Below are 19,714 nucleotides of genomic sequence, written 5' to 3'. Positions count from 1 at the left end.
GGAGACCCATGTGACCGCGATCCAGAAGAAGCCCGTCAACCCCACCGCCCACCTGACCCCCGAGGACGTCGAGCAGATCGGCATCGAGCTCGACGCCATCCGCCAGGACGTCCTCGACAGCCGGGGCGAGGGCGACGCGAGGTACATCCGGCGGGTCATCGACGTCCAGCGCCGCCTCGAGCTGGGCAGCCGCGCCGTGCTCCTGTTCTCCGCCTTCCCGCCGGCCTGGCTGGTCGGGACGGCGGGCCTCAGCGTCGCCAAGATCCTCGACAACATGGAGATCGGCCACAACATCCTGCACGGCCAGTGGGACTGGATGCGGGACCCGAAGATCCACTCCACGACCTGGGAGTGGGACATGGCCACCCCGGCCAAGCAGTGGCAGCACTCGCACAACGAGCTGCACCACACCTACACGAACGTGGTCGGCAAGGACAACGACCTCGGCTTCGGCATCATGCGCGTCGACGAGGACCAGCCCTGGCACCCGTTCTTCCTCGTGCAGCCGCTGTGGAACTTCATCAACGCCTGCTTCTTCGAGTACGGCATCGCGGCGTACGACCTCGAGCTCGGCGCCACCGTGAAGCGGAAGCAGACCAAGGACCCGGACTTCCAGCGCCGCCTGAAGGGCGTGCTCACCAAGATCCGCCGCCAGGCCACCAAGGACTACCTGGTGCACCCCGCGCTCTCGATCCCGACCGGCTCGTTCCTGGCGACCCTGGCCGCGAACTTCACCGCCAACGTGGTGCGCAACCTGTGGAGCCACTCGGTGATCATGTGCGGCCACTTCCCCGAGGGCGTCGAGACCTTCGAGAAGCGCTCGATCGACGGCGAGACCCGCGGCGAGTGGTACCTGCGCCAGATGCTCGGCTCGGCCAACATCTCCGGGTCGAAGGCGATGCACGTGATGACCGGCAACCTCTCCCACCAGATCGAGCACCACCTGTTCCCGGACCTGCCCTCGAACCGGTACGCCGAGATCGCGCCGCAGGTGCAGGCCCTGTTCGAGAAGTACGACCTGAACTACCACGCCGCGCCGCTGCCGAAGCAGGTCTACTCCGCCTGGCACAAGGTGGTCCGGCTCTCGCTTCCGAACGGCTGGCTGGCCACCACCAACGCCAGGAACGCGCCCCGGCAGCTGGCGCTGCTCTACAAGATGGCCACCGGCGGCCCGAAGGTCCGCCGCGCCGCCCAGGCCCGGCTGACCCAGCAGGCCCGGAAGGCCGCCGCCTGATCCGTCGAGTGACGTGGGGTGGCTCCCACGGGGCCCGGATCACAGCCAGTTCGCGTCACTCGACGGCTGATGCGCCCGGCGGAGCAGTCGACCCGCGCACCACGAGCGAGAGCGGCAGCAGCACCGACCGCGCCGGGCGCGAGGGGTCCCGGATCGCGTCCAGCAGCATCCGCGCCGCCTCGGCGCCGATCTGCTGGTGTGGGACGGCGAGGGTCGTCAGGGGCGGGCGCAGCTTGTCGAGGAACGGCATGTCGTTGAAGCCCACCACGCTGACGTCGCGCGGGCACTCGATCGAGCGCTCGGCGAACACGTCGTAGCAGCCCAGTGCGATCAGGTCGTTGCCGGCGACGACGGCGGTGAACTCCGCGCCCGAGTCGAGCAGCGAGCGCAGCGCCGCGGCGCCGGCCGCCTCGCTCCAGTACGAGCAGGTCGCGGTCAGCGCCGGGTCCTCGTCGAGCCCGAGGTCGCGCACCGTGTTGCGGAACGACCGGGCCCGGATCACGCCGGTGGAGGTGTTCGCCGGGCCGGCCAGGTGCGCGATGCGGCGGTGCCCGAGCTCGGCGAGGTGGCGTACGGCGAGCTCCACGCCGGCAGCGTCGTCGGGGGTGATCGAGGGGACGTCGAGGCCGTCGGGCCGGCGGTTGACCATCACCATCGGCACGCCCTCGCGGCGCAGCTGGTCGAGCAGCGGGTGGTCCAGCAGCGCGGTGGCGACGATGAAGCCCTCGACCTGCCGCGAGCGCAGCGTCTCGATCTGGGCCCGCTCGCGGCTGGGGTCGTTGTCGGTGTTGACGATCAGGCCGCTGTAGCCGGCCGGCTCGAGCACGTCCTCGATGCCGCGCACGATCGGCGGGAACAGCGGGTTGGTGAGGTCGGGGATCACCAGCCCGACCGTCCCGGACTTGGCGGTCTTCAGGCCGCGCGCGATCGGGTTCGGCCGGTACCCCAGCGACTCGGCGACCTTGATCACCCGGCGCGCGGTGTCGGCGTTGACCAGGCCGCGGGTGGCGGGGTTCAGCGCGCGCGAGGCGGTCGCGGGATGGACGCCCGCGGCGTCGGCGACGTCGCGGAGCGTCGGAGTCTGCACACCCGGCATCCTAGGTTCCCGTCTCCGGCGCCGGACGCACCCAGCGCCGCCGCGCCAGACCGGCCGCGATGCCGAGCGGGACCGCGAGCGCGCCGTACACCGCGTAGATCAGCGCGTAGCGGCCGGCGTCCGCGAGGCCGGCGACCAGCACCGCCGCCAGCGCGCTGCCCACGAACAGCGACCCGGCGAAGAACGAGACCACGGTCGCCCGGGCCCCCGGCAGCACCTCGGTCGCCCAGGTCTGCAGCGAGGAGTGCATCGAGGTCCACGCCAGGCCGAGCAGCAGCGCCACGACCACGGCGGACGCCGGCTCCTGCGAGACCGCGAGCAGGCCGCACCCCGCGACCGCGGCGGTCGCGCCCATCGCGATCAGCCGCCACGGGTGCCAGGTCGCGGCGAGCCGCCCGACCAGCTGCGAGCTGGCGAACACCGAGACCCCGTAGACCGCGGTCACCCCGCCGGCGAGCGCGGCGGTGGCGCCCGCGTTCTCGACGGCGGGCGGCAGCAGGGTCAGGGCGCCGAGCAGCACCGCGCCCTCGGTGAACGCGAACAGCAGCATCAGCAGCGCGATCCGCGAGCCGCCGATCGTGCGCAGCCCGTCCATGGCCGACGCCGGCCGGCCGTGCGCCTCGGGCTCCGGCAGGCCGCGCAGCGCCCAAGTCATCAGCAGGGAGGCCACGCCGGTCACGACGAACGCCACCCGCCAGCTCACGGCGTCGGCGAGCACGCCCGCGCCGACCGACGCGAGCGCCGTGCCCATCGCCACCCCGACCATCAGCCGGGCGATGTCGCGCTGGCGGGAGGCGGCCGGCACGGTGTCGCCGAGGTAGATCAGGCTCGAGGGGTACGCCGCACCGAAGAACCCGCCCGCGAGGCCGCGGGTCACCCCGAGCGACAGCGGCGACCAGCTCAGCGCGGAGACGAGCGTGAAGACCCCCGCCAGCAGCAGGGTCACCCGCATCGTCCGGACCCGGCCGAGCCGGTCGCTCACCGTGCCCCAGACCGGCTGGCTCAGGCCGTAGACCAGGAAGTAGGCGCCCGCGGCGGTGACGATCTCGCTCAGCGGGGCGCCCAGGTCGTGCGCGATCGCGACCAGCATCGGCGGCAGCGCGAACCGGTCGAGGGTGCTGACGAGGGCACCGAGCTGGAGCAGCCGGATCGGCGCGACCGGTGGCCGCTCCACGCCCGGGGCCCGGCGCGGCCTCACGCGCCGTGGACCAGGCCGGAGCCCGGCGCGAGCGCGGCGTCGAGGACCTCCACGCCGTCGACGATCGTGGGGAGGTACGTCGTGCGCAGCCGCACCAGGGTCGCGAGCGCGCCCGGGTCCACCTCGCCGCCGGGGACCAGCCCGTCGACGGGGTCGCGCAGCCGCTCGACGTACCGGCGCGCGAGCTCGTCGTCGAGACCGAGCCGGCGGGCCGCGGCCTCGGCCGCCTCCTCGCTCAGCCCGCCGCCGGCGATCCCGGCCGTCGTGTCGAGCAGCGCGTCCGCGAGCCGGCTCGCGACGTCGAGGTGGCGCTCCCCGGCGACGGCCACGACCGTGCCGAGGTACGGCGCCAGCGACTCGGCCACGCCGGCCAGGCGGACGCAGCCGCGGGCCTCCGCGACCAGCTCGTTGCCGGCGTTGAGCATGGTGGCGGCGCACTCGCCGGCGAGCAGGGCCTCGAGGCGACGCGGGGTCGAGCCGAGCGTGACCAGCTCGTACTCGTCGCGCCCGACGCCCAGCGAGTCGGCCAGCGCGTAGAGCGCGAGCGCGAACCCCGACGTCGCCACGTCGACGCCGACCCGGGCCCCACGCAGGTCCGCGGCCACCATGCCCGCGGCGCCGTAGAGGCCCAGGCCCAGGCCGCGGTCGATCGCGGCCACGATCCGGACGTCGGCCAGCCCGCCGAGCGGATTGCCCGGGTTGAACCGGTAGGCGAGCACGTTGTCGGGGCTGGTCAGCGCGACCGCGAGCTCGTCGTCGAGCAGCGAGCGGAACTGGGCCGGGGACGAGGTCACCGGGACCTCGGTCACCGCGAGGCCGCGGTCGGCCAGCCGCCCGGTCGAGCCGGCCAGGTCGAGGAGCACCGAGGGGGTGAACGAGCCGACCGCGATCTGCTGCACGTCGCGCACTCTAGCGGTTTGTGCAGTCGATTGCAGCAATGTCCAACGCAGGCCAGCGCTACTTGACATCGTACGGCGCAGCGGAGAGGCTGCACTCGATTGCAGTCGCATCGGCAACGGTCCCGCGCGGAGGGGGTACAGGTGGACGATCTCGTCGACTCCGCGGTGTCCCACTGGGGCCCGCGGTTCACGGTCAACGGCGTGACGGTCGCCGACTTCGACCGGGTGACCGCCGGGATCCGGCGCTGGGAGGACTGGTGCGCCGCCTGGGTGGCCGCCGGTGCCGAGCACGAGGTCCTCGGGCGCGACGCGCTCGCGGAGGGCCGGACCCGCTCCGCCGGCGAGCACCTGGCCCAGGCGGCCGTCTACCACCACTTCGCGAAGTTCGTCTTCGTCCGCGACCTCGACCAGATGCGCGCCGCCCACGCCCGCGCGGTCGCCTGCCTCACCGACGCCCTGCCCCACCTCGACCCGCCGGGCCGCCGCCTCGAGATCCCGTTCGAGCACAGCCGGCTGGTCGGCGTGCTCCGGGTGCCAGCCCAGACAGCAGCACTCCGCCCCGGCCCGCACCCGGTCGTCGTGCTGCTCTCCGGGCTGGACTCGGCCAAGGAGGAGCTGCGCTCGACCGAGCAGACGTTCCTGGACCGCGGGCTGGCGACGCTGAGCCTGGACGGCCCCGGCCAGGGCGAGGCGGAGTACGACCTGCCGATCCGCGGCGACTGGGCGCCGGTCGCCGAGGCCCTCTGGGAGGCCCTCGGCGAGGTGCCCGACCTGGACCGCAACCGGCTCGGCGTCTGGGGCGTCAGCCTCGGCGGCTACTACGCGCCGCGGGTCGCGGCCGCCCTCGGCGAGCGGGCCCGGGCGTGCGTGGCGCTGGCCGGGCCGTTCAACTTCGGCGAGTGCTGGGAGGGGCTGCCGCGGCTGACCCGCGACACGTTCCGGGTCCGCTCCGGCGCCGCCGGCGACGAGGAGGCCCGGCGGGTCGCGCTGACCCTCGGCCTCGAGGAGACCGCGCGCGACGTGGTCGCCCCGTTGCTGATCGTCTTCGGTCGCCAGGACCGGCTGATCCCCTGGGAGCACGCCGAACGCCTGCGCGACGCCGTCTCGGGACCGGTCGAGCTGCTGATGCTCGAGGACGGCAACCACGGCTGCGCGAACGTCGCGCCGTGGCACCGGCCCCGCACCGCCGACTGGCTGGCCACCCGGCTCGCCGTACCCGCACTACTGACGAAGGCAGGATCATGATGGACACCACCGCTCCCCGGCCCGGCTCGTTGAAGGTCGGCTGGATCGGCGCCGGCAGGATGGGTGCCGCGATGGCGAGCCGTCTGGCGCGGGCCGGCGAGGACGTCACCGTCTGGAACCGAACCCGGGCCAAGGCCGAGGCGCTCACCGAGGTCGGCTGCGCGGTCGCGGACACGATCGCCGACCTGCGCGGCCACGACGTGGTCTTCACGATGGTCTCGACCCCCGCCGACCTCGAGCAGGTGCTCGTCGGCGAGGGCGGCCTGCTCGCGGACCCGGCCCGGGTCCCGGCCGTCGTCGTGGACTGCTCCACGGTCTCCACGGAGTCCTCGGCCGCGATGCGGGCCGCCTGCAGCGAGCGCGGGGTGGCGTTCCTCGCCGCGCCGGTCAGCGGCAACGGCAAGGTGGTCCGGGCCGGCGGGCTCAGCCTCGTGGTCTCCGGGCCCGAGGAGACCTACGAGCGGGTCGCCCACCTGCTCGACCACCTCGGCAAGGGCGCGACGTACGTCGGGGAGGGCGAGCTCGCCCGGCTCGCGAAGATCTGCCACAACGTGATGCTGGGCGTGGTCACCCAGTGCCTGGCCGAGATCACCGTGCTCGCCGAGAAGGGCGGGATGTCGCGCGCCGCGTTCCTGGAGTTCCTCAACAAGTCGGTGATGGGCTCGGTGTTCACCACCTACAAGACCCCGGCGTTCGTGAACCTCGACTACACCCCGACGTTCACGCCGATCCTGCTGCGCAAGGACTTCGACCTCGGCCTCGCGGCCGCCCGCCAGCTCGACGTGCCGATGCCGGTCGCCGCGGCCACCAACGCCGCCGTCCAGGCCAGCGTGAGCAGCGGCCGGGTCGAGGAGGACTTCGCGATCCTGCTCGACCTCCAGGCGCACAACTCCGGCATCACGCTCAAGCCCGAGAACGTCCAGGTCGACGACGGGCTCGGCGGAGGGCCGGACCAGTGAGCACGCCGCCGCGGCCGCTGCCGGCACCGGGGCACATGGCGGTCGACTACGAGGAGCGGGTCGACTTCGACCGGCTGCGCCACTACCGGCTCGGCCGGGCCCAGGCCGCGCTGGAGGGCAGCGAGTGCGGTGCCTTCCTGCTCTTCGACTTCTACAACATCCGCTACACCACGCACACCTGGATCGGCGGGGCGCTCGGCGACAAGATGATCCGCTACGCGCTGGTCGCGCGCGGCAAGGAGCCGGTGCTCTGGGACTTCGGGTCGGCGGTCAAGCACCACAAGATCTACTCGAAGTGGGTTCCGGAGGAGAACTACCGGGCCGGGTTCCTGGGCTTCCGCGGCGCGGTCGCCCCGAGCGTCGGGCTGATGGAGACCGCGGTCGCGGAGATCAAGTCGCTGCTGGTCGAGGCCGGCGTCGCGGACCTCCCGGTCGGCGTGGACATCGTGGAGCCGCCGTTCCTCTTCGAGATGCAGCGCCAGGGCCTGACCGTGGTCGACGCCCAGCAGCTGATGCTCGACGCCCGCTGCATCAAGTCCCACGACGAGATCGTGCTGCTCAACCAGGCCGCCGCGATGGTCGACGGCGTCTACCAGGACATCGTCGAGGCGCTCAAGCCGGGCGTGCGCGAGAACGAGATCGTCGCGCTCGCCAACAAGCGGCTCTACGAGATGGGCTCGGACCAGGTCGAGGCCGTCAACGCGATCTCCGGCGAGCGCTGCAACCCGCACCCGCACAACTTCACCGACCGGCTGATCCGCCCGGGCGACCAGGCGTTCTTCGACATCATCCACTCCTTCAACGGCTACCGGACCTGCTACTACCGCACGTTCTCGGTCGGCAGCGCGACCCCGGCCCAGCGCGACGCCTACACCCAGGCGCGGGAGTGGATGGACCGCGGCATTGACGGCATCCGCGCCGGCGTCGGCACCGACGAGGTCGCGGCGCTGCTGCCGAAGGCCGAGGAGTTCGGCTTCGGCTCGGAGATGGAGGCGTTCGGCCTCCAGTTCGCCCACGGGCTCGGCCTCGGCCTGCACGAGCGGCCGATCATCTCCCGGCTGAACTCGATGAAGGAGCCGGTCGAGCTCCAGGTCGGCATGGTCTTCGCGCTGGAGACTTACTGCCCGGCCTCCGACGGCGTCTCCGCGGCCCGGATCGAGGAGGAGATCGTGATCACCGAGGACGGCCCCCGGGTGCTCACCCTGTTCCCCGCGCAGGACCTGGTCGTCGCCAACCCCTACTGACCCGCAGCACCCGAAAGGCAACCCCATGGCTGACTTCTCCCTCGAGCAGATCCCCGACCTGCCGCTCGACCTGTGCGTCGGCGGCAAGGTCGTGCCCGCGTCCGACGGGGGCCGCTTCGACGTGCTCGACCCGGCCACCGGCGCCGTCCTCACCTCGGTGGCCGACGGCACCGTCGAGGACGGCCTCGCCTGTGTCGACGCGGCCGACGCGGCCGCGGCCGCCTGGGCGGCGACCGCGCCGCGGGAGCGCTCGGAGATCCTGCGCAGGGCGTTCGAGCTGATGCGAGAGCGCGCCGACGAGCTGGCGCACCTGATCTCGCTGGAGAACGGCAAGGCCCTGGCCGACGCCCGCGGCGAGGTCGCGTACGCCGCCGAGTTCTTCCGCTGGTACGCCGAGGAGGCGGTCCGCGCGGCCGGCTCGGTGATGACCGCGCCGTCGGGGGCGAACCGGATCGTCGTGCTCCAGCAGCCGGTCGGCATCTGCGTGCTGGTCACGCCGTGGAACTTCCCGGCCGCGATGGCGACCCGCAAGATCGGTCCGGCGCTCGCCGCCGGCTGCACCGTCGTACTGAAGCCCGCCAGTGACACCCCGCTCACCGCCCTGCTGATGGCCAAGATCCTCGCCGACGCAGGCGTGCCCGCGGGCGTCGTCAACGTGCTGCCGGCCCGCCGCTCCGGGGCGGTCGTGTCGGCGATGCTGCACGACCCGCGGGTCCGCAAGCTCTCGTTCACCGGCTCGACCGAGGTCGGCCGGGTGCTGCTGCGCGAGGCCGCGGACCAGGTCGTCAACTGCTCGATGGAGCTCGGTGGCAACGCCCCGTTCATCGTCCTCGACGACGCCGACCTGGACGCCGCGGTCGACGGCGCGATGATCGCGAAGATGCGCAACGCCGGCGAGGCCTGCACCGCCGCGAACCGGTTCTACGTCCACGCCGACGTGGCCGACGAGTTCAGCCGCCGGCTCGCGGAGCGGATGGCCGCGCTGCGGGTCGGCCCCGGCACGGCCGACGACACCGAGGTCGGCCCGCTCGTCAACGACGAGTCGGCCGCCAAGGTCGACGAGCTGGTCCGGGGTGCGGTCACCGCCGGCGCGCGGGTCGTGACCGGCGGCCGCCGCCCGGAGCGGGAGGGCTTCTACTACGAGCCGACCGTGCTGCTCGACGTACCGGTCGACGCGGACATCCTGGGCGAGGAGATCTTCGGCCCGGTCGCCCCGGTCGTGACGTTCACCGACGAGGACGACGCGGTCCGGATGGCCAACGACACCGAGTACGGCCTGGTCTCCTACGTCTACACCCGCGACCTGGCCCGGGGGATGCGGGTCAGCGAGCGGCTCGACGCCGGCATGGTCGGCCTCAACCGCGGCCTGGTCTCCGACCCCGCCGCGCCGTTCGGCGGCACCAAGCAGTCCGGCGTCGGCCGCGAGGGTGGCCATGAGGGGATGCTCGACTACCTGGAGTCGAAGTACGTCGCCGTCACCTGGTAGTCACGAGAGCCGGGTGACCGGCTCGTCGGTGTCGATGAGCGAGGGCGGCGCCGTGGCGATCGCGTCCTCGGCCTCGGGGGTGGAGGCCCGGGCGTCGGCCAGCACGTCCGCCGGGACGTGCTGCTCCAGGAAGCGCCGGGCCAGCCGGGTCGACGGGTGGATGGCGAGCGTGGCCACCACGATGATGGCGGCGATGACCAGCCAGCCGGCGGCGCCCCAGCTCATCGCGAGGAACGTGTAGACGGCCGGCGCCCACACCCGGCCCAGCGTGCCACTGAGCTCCGCGGCGCCGTTGTACGCGCCGCGCTGGCGCGGGTCCATCAGCTCGGCCTCGAACGCCCAGCTGGCCGCCGACAGGTAGAGCTCGGCCCCGGTGACCGTCACGTGCCCCAGCCAGACCAGCGCGATCGTGGTCCAGCCGATGGTGTCGTGGGTCGCCAGCGTGATCAGGCAGGAGACCACGAAGAACGTGGACGAGATCCGGACCGCTCGCAGTGCGGTCGGGACGTCCTTGACCCCCCGGGCCGCGGCCATCGGCAGGAAGATGCACATCACCGTGTTGGTGCCGAACAGGAAGGCCAGCAGCACCCGCGGGGCGTCGGTCTCCTCGACCAGCCACAGCGGGATCACGATGTTGAGCAGCACCTGGTTGGTCCAGAACACGCCGGTGAAGAACATCGTCAGGAGCCAGCCCGGGTTGCGCAGCGGCCCGGGCCCGGGGACCTTCGTCCGGCGGTCCTCAGGCGTGCGCTCGTCGTGCGGTGCCCGCGGCAGCCGGCTGATCGCGGTGGCGTTGACGAGGAAGACGGCCGCGGTGAACCACGGCAGCGCGTGCAGGACCTGGTTGGAGTGGAACGCCAGCGCGATGCCGCCGAGCAGCGAGCCGAGGGTGAACCCGACGTTGAGCGCGGAGTACATGTACGCCCGCGAGCGGACCCGCTCGTCGGCCGCGAGCACGTCGATCGTGTACGCCCCGTGCGCGGCGCCGCCGAGCGAGCCGATCACCTCCATCCCGACCGCCATCAGGACGTAGCCCCGGAAGTCGGTGATGAACGGCCAGAGGGAGAACATCGCCGCCTGCCCGGTGGCGCTGACCGCCCACATCCGCTTCGGGCCGAACCGGTCGACCAGCTTGCCCATCGGCAGTGCGGCCAGGAACGCGGCCGCACCCGCGAGGGTCAGGCCGAGCCCGACCTGGGCCGCGGACAGCCCGACGATCTGGGTGAAGAACACCGCGGACCCGGTCATGAAGGTGCCCTCGCCGAGGGCGAACAGCAGGGACTGGACGGCGAGCCGGCCGGCCAGCGGCGTGGGCGGCTCGGCGTGGCGCTTCAGGGCGGTGAACATCACCGGAGATCCTCCCCCGCCGAACCGACACCTGTCGTCCGAGTTTCCGGCTCCGATGAGTCCGCGACCGGCGTCGGGTCCACCTGACATGGGCAAGGTCATCGCAGCGATCACCACCTCGGTGGACGGCTACCTCGTCGGGCCGGACGATCGGCCGGGGCAGGGCCTCGGGGTCGGGGGAGAGCGGCTGCACTACTGGGTGATGGGCGGGCCCTGGACGTACGCCGACGACGGCCGCGACACCGACGGGATGCAGGGCGCCGACCGGGCGTTCTTCGAGGCGCTCACCGCGGACTTGGGCTGCGGCATCGTCGGCCGGAACATGTACGAGGCCGCCGGCGCCTGGGGCGGCACGAACCCCGTTCCCCGGCCCGCTGATCGTGCTCACCCACCGCACCGGGGACCAGCCCGACCCGAGCGCCGGCTTCGTGTTTGTCGACGGCTTCGACGCCGCCCTGACCACGGCGCGCGAGCTCGCCGGCGACGGCGCCGTCTCGCTCGGCGGTGGGGGAGACCTGATCCGCCAGGGCCTCGCCGCCGGCGTGGTCGACGAGCTCGCGATCTCCACGGCGCCGGTCGTGCTCGGGGGCGGCAAGCGCCTGTTCGACGGCTTCGCGCACGACCTCGACCTCGAGGTGCTCGGGACGTGGAGCTCGCCGTACGCGACCCACGTGCGGTACGCCGTCAAGCGGGGCTGACGCTCAGGCGCGCAGGACCTTCTCCATCGGCCGGCCCTTGGCGAGCTCCGCCCGGGTGCGCACCTTCCTCTCCACCTTGGCCACGTAGTGGGCGGGCGCGGTGGCGATCCAGTGCAGGTCCATGCCGCCGAGGCTATGCGCCACCTGATCGCGGGACGTCATACGGACGGTGCAGGCGGACACACTGTCCGTATGACGTCCCCGCCGACCCGAGCCGGGCGCTACTTCGCCGTGGCCCAGTAGTCCTCGCGCGACTTCGACTCGGCGAGCGCCTCGGCGTTCTCGAAGCCGGGGGCCATCGAGCCGTCGGTGCCGGCCATGTACTGGTGGTGGTCGATGTCCAGCAGCCGGATCCAGCTCTGCTGGCCGAAGGTCAGCGCGATGCAGCAGCCGAGCTCGACCAGCTCGGGCTCGCTGAAGTGCGCGTGCAGCCGTGCCCAGAGCCCGTCGCGGTCCTGCTCGTTCCAGGCGATCGCCTGGGCGTAGGCGAGCGCGGCCTTCTGCCGCTCGTCGAACTTGTCGGAGGTCTCGAAGTTCAGCAGGTCGTCGTACTGCCCCTCGACGAGGCCCTCCTGGCCGCCCTTGATCGAGCGCTGGTTGCCGCAGAACTCGCAGGTCACCGTGCGCGAGATGTAGACCCGGCACAGCTCCTTGATCGCGTGGTCGCACACGCCGTTGCGGAACATCTCCTCCCACGGCTTGGCGAACGCCCAGAACGCCGCGGGCACGTGCGCGCGCACCGCGTTGCTCTCCGGGCGCGGAGTGCCCTCGCGGGCGGATCGGTGCATCTCGGCCTGCATCTGCTCGTCCATGTCCTCGAACGGGACGTAGGAGATCCGGGGCTTCTTTGTCATGGTCGTTCCCTCTCTTGGTTCACTGCGGGCTTGGTCATGCGGGCTTGGTCATGCGGAGTTGGTCATGCGGACTGGTCGATGGCTCGGACGACGGCGTCGGCGTCCAGCGGCAGGTCGCGCACGCGTACGCCGAGCGCGCGCTGGACCGCGTTCGCGATCGCGGCCGCGGTCGGGCCCTGTGCGGCCTCGCCCGAGCCCAGCGACGGTGCGGTGCTCTCGACGAGGTGCACGTCGACGGCGGGCGCCTGTGCGAAGCGGAGGATCGGGTAGCTCTCCCAGTCGTCGCTGGTGATCCGGCGCCGGTCGAAGCGGACCCGCTCGGTGGTGGTCCAGCTGGTCGCCTGGGTGGCACCGCCCTCGAGCTGGTTGCGGGCGCCGTCGGGGTTCACCACCAGGCCGAGGTCGGCGACGACGGTGAGCCGGCGTACCGCCACGGTCGAGGCGGCCGCGACCTCGGCGACCACCGCGCAGTAGGCGCCCCGGTCCTTGTAGCGGGCGAAGCCCAGGCCGCGGCCGACGTCCTCGGGCAGCGGGTCGGACCAGCCGGCCAGCTCGGCCGCGGTCGCGACCACGTGCGCGGCGCGCGGGTCGGAGAGGTGCGCGAGCCGGAACTCGACGGGGTCGGCGCCGGCGGCGTCCGCCAGCTCGTCGACGAAGCTCTCGATCGCGAACACGTTGAGGTAGGAGCCCAGCGCGCGCATCGCCGAGGTGCGCAGCGGCGTCTCGGCCTTGCGGTGGCCGACGATCCGGCGCGGGCCGACGTCGTAGATCGGGACGGCGTTGCGGGTGGTGCCGCCCCCGGTCGCGAGCGGCGGGTCGCTCGGCGGCGGCAGCGGGACCGGGGTCGCGAGCGAGGCGCCGGCGAGCAGCCCCGGCGTGCCGCGGAACCCGGGCCGGGAGGTGTGCCCCTGGCTCCACACGTCGTAGCACCAGCCGGTGATCCGGCCGTCGACCAGACCCGCCGACACGGTGACGGTCATCGCCGAGGACAGCGGCGCCCAGGCCAGCTCGTCGGGGCGGGTCCAGCGGGCGAGCACCGGCCGGCCGGGCACCGCCCGCGCGAGCAGCACGGCGTCGAACGCGGCGTCGTCCGCGGCGTTGTGCCCGTAGCAGCCGGCGTTCTCGACGTGCTCCACCTCGACCGCCGCTGGGTCGAGCGCGAGCGCCTGCGCGATCGCCGCGCGCAGCGGGTGGATGCCCTGGCTGTGGCTCCACGCGCGCAGCGTCCCGTCGCCCCACCGGGCGAGGCCGACGCTGGGCGCGATCGAGGCGTGCACCAGGAACGGCTTGGAGTACGACGCGGTCAGGGCGACCGTCTCCGGGCCGCCCTCGTCGAGTACGGCGATCTCCTCGTGCGGGCCGGTCCGCAGCCACGCGGGCAGGTCGTCCTCGTCGGGGAGCAGGTCCTGCTCGTCCCACCGGCAGTCCCGGCGCAGCTGCTCCAGGGCCCGGTCGACGTCGACCTCGCGCTCGCCGACCACGCCGACGAACGAGCCGTCGCGCACCAGCTCGACGCCCGGCGCCTTCCAGTCCGGGTCGAGCTCGGCGAGCGTCGCGCCCACCGACGGCGGGCGGAGCACCCGTCCGTGCAGCAGCCCCTCGGGGCGCAGGTCGGCGAGGTAGCGCGGCCGGCCGAGCACCTTGTCGGGAAGGTCCAGCCGGGGTGTGCTGCACCCGACCGCCGCGGACGTGACGGAGCCTGCGGTCGGGGCGACGCGCAAGTCCGTGTCGGGGTCGAGCGCCGCGATGCGCTCGACGTACCCCTCCGCGGACGGGTCGGCCAGCGCGCGCACGACGGCGCCGACGTGGCGCAGCGCGGGGCCGGTCTGGGTCACCGACAGGCTGCCGGCGGTCAGGCCCTGGTCCGGGCCGTGGGTCGTGTGGGCAGGCACCATCCGGATCCGGCTCAACGGAAGGCCGAGCGCGTCCGCGGCGATCTGCGCGAGGGCGGTGACGATGCCCTGGCCGAGCTCGACCTTGCCGACGTGGACCTCCACGTGGAGCCGGTCGGGAGCCGCGGTGACCCAGGTGCCGAGCCGCGGGTTCGCGACGACGTGGGCGGGCAGGTCACTCATGCCGCCGTCCTCATGCTCGCCCTCATGTCGGCCTCCTCGCCGCGAGCACGGCCCCGACGATCCGGCGCTGCGCGCCGCAGCGGCACAGGTTGCGGTCCAGCGCCTCGGCGACCCGGTCGGCGTCGGCGTCCGGCTCCTGCTCGAGCAGCGCGGCGGCGGTGACGACGATCCCGGAGATGCAGAACCCGCACTGCGCGGCCTGGTGGTCGACGATCGCCTGCTGCACCGGGTGCGGCGCGCCGTCGCGGCCGAGGCCCTCGACGGTGGTCACCGACCGGCCCTCGACCTGCCACAGCGGCGTCTGGCAGGACGGCAGCACGGCGCCGTCGACGTTGACGTGGCAGGCGCCGCACAGTCCCTGGCCGCACCCGAACCGGGTGCCGACCAGTCCGAGCTCGTCGCGCAGCGCGGTGAGCAGCGGGGTCTCGCCGTCGCTGGTGAGCGAGACGGGCGAGCCGTTGACCGTGAGGTTCACTCGAACACCTCGGGGTGGTGCGCCAGCTCGTTGCGGGTGCGCCGGATGTGGCCCTCGAGGAAGCGCTCGGCGTCGGTCGCGTCGCGGCGCACGACGGCGTCGAGGATCAGCCGGTGCTCGGCGTTGACCACCCACATTCGGTTCTGCCCGCCCAGCGCCACGTAGGCCCGGCGGTAGTGCTGGGTGGAGTTCCAGAGCCGTACGACGTTCTGGTTGAGCGGCTCGATCGCGCAGCCGCTGTAGGTGAGCATGTGGAACTCGCGGTCCAGGTCGAGGAACTTCTCCAGGTCGTCGTTGGCCTCGATCTGGCGCTGTACCTCCTCCAGCCGCTCGTGGTCGGTCGCGCCGAGGAGGGGCAGGCTCTCGAGCAGGGCCAACGGCTCGAGCCGCTCGCGCATCCGGTAGATCACCTCGACCTCGTGCTGGCTCAGCCGCGGCACCCGGGCCCCCTTGTGCGGCTCGCTCTCGGTGAGCCCCTCCGCCTCGAGGGTCCGCAGCGCCTCGCGCACGGGGAGCCGGCTGGCGCCGAGCTTCGCAGCGATCTCCTCCTGGCGGATCCGCATCCCCGGCTTCAGGTCGCCGCCGAGGATGGCCTCGCGCAGGTACGCCGCCACCCGGGCGCTGCTCACGTCAGCCATCGGCCTGCTCCCGCTCGTAGGCCTTGCCGTCGGGGTAGGAGACCAGCTCGAACTGCATCCCCCACGGGCTGAGGAAGTAGATCCACCGGTTGCCCTCGGCCGGCCCCCGGCTCGCGGTCGGCCCGGCCAGCAGGCGTACGCCGTGGCCGCGCAGGTGCTCGACCGCAGCGTCCAGGTCGTCGACGTACAGCGCGACGTGGTGCCCGCCGATGTCGCTGTTGCGCGGGATCGCCGGCCGCTGGTCGGGCGCGGTGTAGTGGAAGACCTCGAAGACGGCCTGCTCGCCGCAGCGGAACCACCGGTTCTCGACCATCACGGTGCGCGGGTGCACGTTGAGGTGCTCGCTCATCCACTCGCCGTCGTCGTGCCGGAACGGGCCGAGGGAGTAGAGGTACTCGCAGCCGAGCACGTCGACCAGGAAGCGGTGCGCCTCCTCCAGGTCCGGCACCGTGAAGCCGACGTGGTCCAGGCGGCGCAGGCCGGGCATCGCCATGAGCACCCCTTTCGGATCCGATCCACCTTCTGATGTCAGCAAAGCACGACCACCGACGTGGCGTCCATCACTTCATTGGGTAGATTTTGGATCCAATCCTGTGCCATCGTGGTCCGGAGCAAACCGCCGGTCAAGGAGCGTCCGATGCCCGAGCACTACACCCTCGCCCCCGCGTCGCCCTGGGTCGAGCTCGTCGCGACCGAGGCGGACTGGGACGCCGCCGACCCGCAGCTGCTGCGGACCATCTACGCCCAGCTGGTCTGGATCCGGACCTTCGAGCAGTACGTCCTCGACCTGGCGGCGACCGGGCTGATCCACGGCCCCGCCCACTCCAGCATCGGCCAGGAGGGTGGCGCCGTCGGGTCGGTGCTCGCGCTCACCAGCGCGGACTCGGTCAACGGGTCGCACCGCGGCCACCACCAGTTCCTCGCCAAGGCGCTCCACCACGTCGAGCCCAAGGGCATGGACCCGCTCGAGGCGCCCTCGGACCAGGTCCGCGACGTGCTCGTGCGCACCCTCGCCGAGATCTGCGGCCTCGACCGCGGTTGGAGCCACGGGCGCGGCGGCTCGATGCACCTGCAGTGGAAGGAGGCCGGCGCGATGGGCACCAACGCCATCGTCGGCGGCGGCGTCCCGCAGGCGGCCGGCTTCGCGTGGTCGCACCGCCAGGCCGGCACCGACGCGGTGTCGGTGACCTACTTCGGTGACGGCGCGGTCAACATCGGGTCCACGCTCGAGACCATGAACCTGGCCGGCGCCTGGTCGCTCCCGGTCTGCTTCTTCATCGAGAACAACCGGTACGCCGTGTCCACGTCGGTCGAGGAGGCCACCGCCGAGCCACGGCTCTCCGCGCGCGGCCTCGGCTTCAACCTCGCCAGCTGGAAGGTCGACGGGATGGACCCGCTGGCCGTCCACCTCGCGATGTCCGAGGCCGTCGAGCACATGCGCCGCGGCCGTGGCGCGACCGTGGTCGAGGTCGACACCTACCGCTTCTTCCACCAGAACGGCGGCTTCGCCGGCAGCGCGTTCGGCTACCGCGACAAGGAGGAGGAGCGGGCCTGGCGCGAGCGCGACCCGCTCACCCGGACCGCCGCCCACCTCGTGCGGCGCGGCATCATGACCGCGGACGAGACGGCCGAGGCGGTCGCCCGGGCCAAGGCCGTGCTGGACGAGATCGGCGACGAGCTCGTCGAGCCGCTGCCCGACGGCAAGCCCGGGCAGCGACGGATCCGGCCCGCGGAGTGGCCCGACCCGGACTGGGTCGACGTCGGCGTCCGCGGCGACCTCGGCGAGCTCGCCGGCGCCCCGGTGGTCGCGCCCGACGGCTTCGCCGTACCCGTGCAGGAGACGAAGTTCATCGACGCCGTCGCCGCCGTGATGGGTCGCCGGATGGAGACCGACCCCGCCATCGTCGTGATGGGCGAGGACGTGCACCGGCTCAACGGCGGGACCAACGGCGCCACCCGTGGCCTGACCGAGCGGTTCCCCGGGCGGATCCTCGGCACCCCGATCAGCGAGAACGCGTTCACCGGCCTGGCCGGCGGCATCGCCCTGGACGGCCGGTACACGCCGGTCGTGGAGTTCATGTACGCCGACTTCATGTGGGTCGCGGCCGACCAGCTGTTCAACCAGATCGGCAAGGCCCGGCACATGTACGGCGGGGAGTCCGGCGTGCCGCTGGTGCTGCGCAGCAAGGTGGCGATGGGCACCGGCTACGGGTCGCAGCACTCGATGGACCCGGCCGGCATCTTCGCCACGAACCCGGGCTGGCGGATCGTGGCGCCGTCCACGCCGTACGACTACGTGGGCCTGATGAACACCGCCCTGCGCTGCGAGGACCCGGTGGTCGTGCTCGAGCACGTGGATCTCTACGGCTCGACCGGCCCGGGGCCGGTCGACGACTACGACTACTGCCTGCCGGTCGGCAAGGCCGCGATCCGGCGGGAGGGCTCGGACGTCACGGTGCTCACCTACCTCGGGATGGTGTCGTTCGTGCTGGGCGCGGTCGAGGAGTTCGGGCAGGTCGACGCCGAGGTGATCGACCTGCGCTGGCTGGACCGCGCGAGCATCGACTGGGACACGATCGAGGCGAGCATCACCAAGACCAACCAGGTGCTGATCGCCGAGCAGGGCGCGGTCGGGACGTCGTACGGCGGCTGGCTCGCCGACGAGATCCACCGCCGGTTCTTCGACCTGCTCGACGCGCCGGTGCGGCGGGTCACCGGCGCCGAGGCGTCGCCGAGCATCAGCAAGGTGCTCGAGCGGGCCGCGATCGCCCAGCAGGACGAGGTCATCGCCGAGCTCGCCGAGATCGCGAGGTACTGACGTGGCCCGGGTGCTGCGCATGCCCGAGGTCGCCGCGAACGCGACCGAGGCCGTCCTGGCCGAGTGGCTGGTCGGCGAGAACGCCGAGTTCGCGGCCCTCGACACCATCGCCACCGTCGAGACCGAGAAGGCGCTGGTCGACGTCGAGGCCGAGGACGCGGGCGTCGTGCTGAAGACGCTGGTGCCACCCGGCGCGCTGGTGGAGGTCGGTGCGCCGATCGCCGTCCTGGGCGTGCCCGGCGAGGCGGCCGGCGACCTGGACGCCGTCCTCGCCGAGCTGGGGGTCGCCGAACCGGTCGAGCACGTCGTGCCCGAGCGGCGGTCGGTGCCGGACCCGGTGGTTGAGGTGCGAGGCGCGCCAGCGCCGAGCCTCGAAACCACGCCGCAGAACGGCCGCATCTTCGCCAGCCCGCTGGCCCGCAAGCTCGCGCGCCTCGCGGAGATCCCGGTCGAGCAGATCGCCGGCACCGGCCCGCGCGGCCGGATCCTGCGCCGCGACGTCGAGGCCGCGGTGGCGGCCCGCCCGGTGGTCGAGCCTGTCGAGACCCCCGCACCGACGCAGGGCGGCCGCCCGGTGGTCGAGCCGGTCGAGACCCCACACTCCCGCCTCCGGCGCGCGATCGCGAGCCGGCTGGTGGAGAGCAAGCAGACCGCGCCGCACTTCTACCTGCGCGCAACGGTGCGCGCCGACCGCCTGGTGGCGCTGCGCGCCGAGCTGAACGAGGGCGCCGAGACCCGGGTCTCGCTCAACGACCTGGTGGTCAAGGCGGTCGCCGCCGCGCACGCTCGCGTGCCGGAGATGAACGTCGTCTGGACCCCCGACGCGGTCCGGTCGTTCTCCTCGGTCGACGTCGCGGTGGCGGTCGCGACCGACCGCGGCCTGGTCACCCCGGTGCTGCGCGACGTGACGTCGCTGACCGTCAGCGCCGTGGCGGCGAAGGTCCAGGACCTGGCCACCCGCGCTCGCGAGGGCCGGCTCAAGCAGGACGAGCTGGAGGGCGGCACGATCAGCGTCACGAACCTGGGGATGTACGGCGTGGAGGAGTTCGCCGCGATCATCAACCCGCCGCACGCCGCGATCCTCGCGGTCGGCGCAGTGCGCGACGAGCCCGTGGTCGAGGACGGCGCCGTCGTCCCCGGCCAGGTGATGACCGTGACCCTCTCCGTCGACCACCGCCCCGTCGACGGCGTCGTCGCGGCCCGCTGGCTCGCCGCTCTCGTCGACCTGCTCGAGCACCCCACCCGCATCCTCGCCTGAGCAGGCTGATCGCCCCGGGCGACACCGCCTGCGTCCTGCGGGTCGGCGGCGGGTTGCGGTGGCGGGAACGAGATGACGTGGTCACCGTCGGCGGTGGTAACAGGGGACAGTGGCCTACGGTCGGCGCCCGGCTCGCGGTCGGCGGTGGTCGACCTTCAGTGGTCACCGCCGAAAGACCGAGTACGACGAT

The 19,714-nt window shown here is 72.9% G+C and carries 18 protein-coding genes; 8 read left to right on the top strand and 10 right to left on the bottom strand.

The window, feature by feature from the left end:
- Nucleotides 1-10 precede the first annotated feature (10 nt).
- Nucleotides 11-1,234: an acyl-CoA desaturase gene (locus QMC84_RS20840; RefSeq protein WP_300378299.1), complete on the top strand. Its 1,224-nt coding sequence runs from the start codon at nucleotides 11-13 to the stop codon at nucleotides 1,232-1,234.
- Nucleotides 1,235-1,289: 55 nt separating this feature from the next.
- Here QMC84_RS20840 and QMC84_RS20835 read toward each other — a convergent pair whose 3' ends face one another.
- Genes QMC84_RS20835 through QMC84_RS20825 form a run of 3 tightly spaced genes read right to left on the bottom strand, consistent with a single transcriptional unit; the run spans nucleotide 1,290 to nucleotide 4,427 of the window.
- Nucleotides 1,290-2,330: a LacI family DNA-binding transcriptional regulator gene (locus QMC84_RS20835; protein WP_300378297.1), complete on the bottom strand. Its 1,041-nt coding sequence runs from the start codon at nucleotides 2,328-2,330 to the stop codon at nucleotides 1,290-1,292.
- 1 nt (nucleotide 2,331) lies between these two features.
- A complete protein-coding gene (locus QMC84_RS20830; protein WP_300378295.1) occupies nucleotides 2,332-3,504 on the bottom strand; it encodes an MFS transporter in 1,173 nt (390 codons plus the stop codon).
- Between the two features lie 20 nt (nucleotides 3,505-3,524).
- Nucleotides 3,525-4,427 (bottom strand): hypothetical protein, encoded by a 903-nt coding sequence (locus QMC84_RS20825; protein ID WP_300378293.1) that lies wholly within the window; start codon nucleotides 4,425-4,427, stop codon nucleotides 3,525-3,527.
- Nucleotides 4,428-4,568: 141 nt separating this feature from the next.
- Here QMC84_RS20825 and QMC84_RS20820 point away from each other — a divergent pair, with 141 nt between their 5' ends.
- Genes QMC84_RS20820 through QMC84_RS20805 form a run of 4 tightly spaced genes read left to right on the top strand, consistent with a single transcriptional unit; the run spans nucleotide 4,569 to nucleotide 9,361 of the window.
- Nucleotides 4,569-5,672 (top strand): YqiA/YcfP family alpha/beta fold hydrolase, encoded by a 1,104-nt coding sequence (locus QMC84_RS20820; protein WP_300378291.1) that lies wholly within the window; start codon nucleotides 4,569-4,571, stop codon nucleotides 5,670-5,672.
- Nucleotides 5,669-6,631: an NAD(P)-dependent oxidoreductase gene (locus tag QMC84_RS20815; protein WP_300378289.1), complete on the top strand. Its 963-nt coding sequence runs from the start codon at nucleotides 5,669-5,671 to the stop codon at nucleotides 6,629-6,631. The genes QMC84_RS20820 and QMC84_RS20815 overlap by 4 nt, the downstream gene beginning before the upstream one ends.
- The gene (locus QMC84_RS20810) at nucleotides 6,628-7,875 is read left to right on the top strand and encodes a Xaa-Pro peptidase family protein (RefSeq protein WP_300378287.1); all 1,248 of its coding nucleotides are present in this window, start codon (nucleotides 6,628-6,630) and stop codon (nucleotides 7,873-7,875) included. The genes QMC84_RS20815 and QMC84_RS20810 overlap by 4 nt, the downstream gene beginning before the upstream one ends.
- A 25-nt stretch (nucleotides 7,876-7,900) precedes the next feature.
- Nucleotides 7,901-9,361, top strand: coding sequence for an NAD-dependent succinate-semialdehyde dehydrogenase (locus tag QMC84_RS20805; protein ID WP_300378285.1), 1,461 nt, complete (start codon nucleotides 7,901-7,903; stop codon nucleotides 9,359-9,361).
- Here the strand turns inward: QMC84_RS20805 and QMC84_RS20800 are convergent, their stop codons facing one another.
- Both QMC84_RS20800 and QMC84_RS20795 read right to left on the bottom strand, forming a co-directional pair.
- Nucleotides 9,362-10,708, bottom strand: coding sequence for an MFS transporter (locus QMC84_RS20800; RefSeq protein ID WP_300378282.1), 1,347 nt, complete (start codon nucleotides 10,706-10,708; stop codon nucleotides 9,362-9,364).
- A gap of 192 nt (nucleotides 10,709-10,900) precedes the next feature.
- Nucleotides 10,901-11,062 (bottom strand): hypothetical protein, encoded by a 162-nt coding sequence (locus tag QMC84_RS20795; RefSeq protein ID WP_300378280.1) that lies wholly within the window; start codon nucleotides 11,060-11,062, stop codon nucleotides 10,901-10,903.
- A gap of 26 nt (nucleotides 11,063-11,088) precedes the next feature.
- On the opposite strand from QMC84_RS20795, the gene QMC84_RS20790 reads away from it, so the two are divergent.
- Nucleotides 11,089-11,406 carry a dihydrofolate reductase family protein gene (locus QMC84_RS20790; RefSeq protein ID WP_300378278.1) on the top strand — a complete coding sequence of 106 codons (318 nt, stop codon included), beginning with the start codon at nucleotides 11,089-11,091 and terminating at the stop codon, nucleotides 11,404-11,406.
- A 221-nt stretch (nucleotides 11,407-11,627) separates the two neighbouring features.
- Here the strand turns inward: QMC84_RS20790 and QMC84_RS20785 are convergent, their stop codons facing one another.
- The 5 genes from QMC84_RS20785 to QMC84_RS20765 form a co-directional block, all read right to left on the bottom strand.
- Entirely contained in the window at nucleotides 11,628-12,260 is a 633-nt protein-coding gene (locus QMC84_RS20785; RefSeq protein ID WP_300378276.1) for a carboxymuconolactone decarboxylase, read from the bottom strand.
- A 62-nt stretch (nucleotides 12,261-12,322) separates the two neighbouring features.
- On the bottom strand, nucleotides 12,323-14,335 hold the full coding sequence (locus QMC84_RS20780; RefSeq protein ID WP_300378274.1) for a molybdopterin cofactor-binding domain-containing protein: 2,013 nt from the start codon (nucleotides 14,333-14,335) through the stop codon (nucleotides 12,323-12,325).
- 22 nt (nucleotides 14,336-14,357) lie between these two features.
- Complete coding sequence (locus QMC84_RS20775; RefSeq protein WP_300378272.1) at nucleotides 14,358-14,810, bottom strand: (2Fe-2S)-binding protein; 453 nt, start codon at nucleotides 14,808-14,810, stop codon at nucleotides 14,358-14,360.
- Nucleotides 14,807-15,448: a GntR family transcriptional regulator gene (locus tag QMC84_RS20770; RefSeq protein WP_300378270.1), complete on the bottom strand. Its 642-nt coding sequence runs from the start codon at nucleotides 15,446-15,448 to the stop codon at nucleotides 14,807-14,809. The genes QMC84_RS20775 and QMC84_RS20770 overlap by 4 nt, the downstream gene beginning before the upstream one ends.
- Nucleotides 15,441-15,941, bottom strand: a complete 501-nt coding sequence (locus tag QMC84_RS20765) for a VOC family protein (RefSeq protein WP_300378269.1) — start codon at nucleotides 15,939-15,941, stop codon at nucleotides 15,441-15,443. The genes QMC84_RS20770 and QMC84_RS20765 overlap by 8 nt, the downstream gene beginning before the upstream one ends.
- Before the next feature lie 144 nt (nucleotides 15,942-16,085).
- Between QMC84_RS20765 and QMC84_RS20760 the strand changes: the two genes are divergently transcribed.
- On the top strand, nucleotides 16,086-18,266 hold the full coding sequence (locus QMC84_RS20760) for an alpha-ketoacid dehydrogenase subunit alpha/beta (RefSeq protein WP_300378268.1): 2,181 nt from the start codon (nucleotides 16,086-16,088) through the stop codon (nucleotides 18,264-18,266).
- A 19-nt stretch (nucleotides 18,267-18,285) separates the two neighbouring features.
- Nucleotides 18,286-19,524 (top strand): dihydrolipoamide acetyltransferase family protein, encoded by a 1,239-nt coding sequence (locus tag QMC84_RS20755; RefSeq protein ID WP_300378349.1) that lies wholly within the window; start codon nucleotides 18,286-18,288, stop codon nucleotides 19,522-19,524.
- Nucleotides 19,525-19,714 lie beyond the last annotated feature (190 nt).

This window comes from Nocardioides sp. (genome assembly GCF_030019515.1).
Classification (GTDB): Bacteria; Actinomycetota; Actinomycetes; order Propionibacteriales; family Nocardioidaceae; genus Nocardioides.
Note: the sequence above shows the minus strand (reverse complement) of the source record. Positions and strands in the feature narration are given on the sequence as shown.

Bases quoted from the DNA above. Each gene is read 5' to 3' on its own strand.
- QMC84_RS20815 (WP_300378289.1), top strand. From the start codon at position 5,669: ATGATGGACACCACCGCTCCCCGGCCCGGCTCGTTGAAGGTCGGCTGG.
- QMC84_RS20785 (WP_300378276.1), bottom strand. From the start codon at position 12,260: ATGACAAAGAAGCCCCGGATCTCCTACGTCCCGTTCGAGGACATGGAC.
- QMC84_RS20760 (WP_300378268.1), top strand. From the start codon at position 16,086: ATGCCCGAGCACTACACCCTCGCCCCCGCGTCGCCCTGGGTCGAGCTC.
- QMC84_RS20800 (WP_300378282.1), bottom strand. From the start codon at position 10,708: ATGTTCACCGCCCTGAAGCGCCACGCCGAGCCGCCCACGCCGCTGGCC.
- QMC84_RS20770 (WP_300378270.1), bottom strand. From the start codon at position 15,448: ATGGCTGACGTGAGCAGCGCCCGGGTGGCGGCGTACCTGCGCGAGGCC.
- QMC84_RS20780 (WP_300378274.1), bottom strand. From the start codon at position 14,335: ATGAGTGACCTGCCCGCCCACGTCGTCGCGAACCCGCGGCTCGGCACC.
- QMC84_RS20835 (WP_300378297.1), bottom strand. From the start codon at position 2,330: ATGCCGGGTGTGCAGACTCCGACGCTCCGCGACGTCGCCGACGCCGCG.
- QMC84_RS20805 (WP_300378285.1), top strand. From the start codon at position 7,901: ATGGCTGACTTCTCCCTCGAGCAGATCCCCGACCTGCCGCTCGACCTG.
- QMC84_RS20755 (WP_300378349.1), top strand. From the start codon at position 18,286: ATGCCCGAGGTCGCCGCGAACGCGACCGAGGCCGTCCTGGCCGAGTGG.
- QMC84_RS20765 (WP_300378269.1), bottom strand. From the start codon at position 15,941: ATGGCGATGCCCGGCCTGCGCCGCCTGGACCACGTCGGCTTCACGGTG.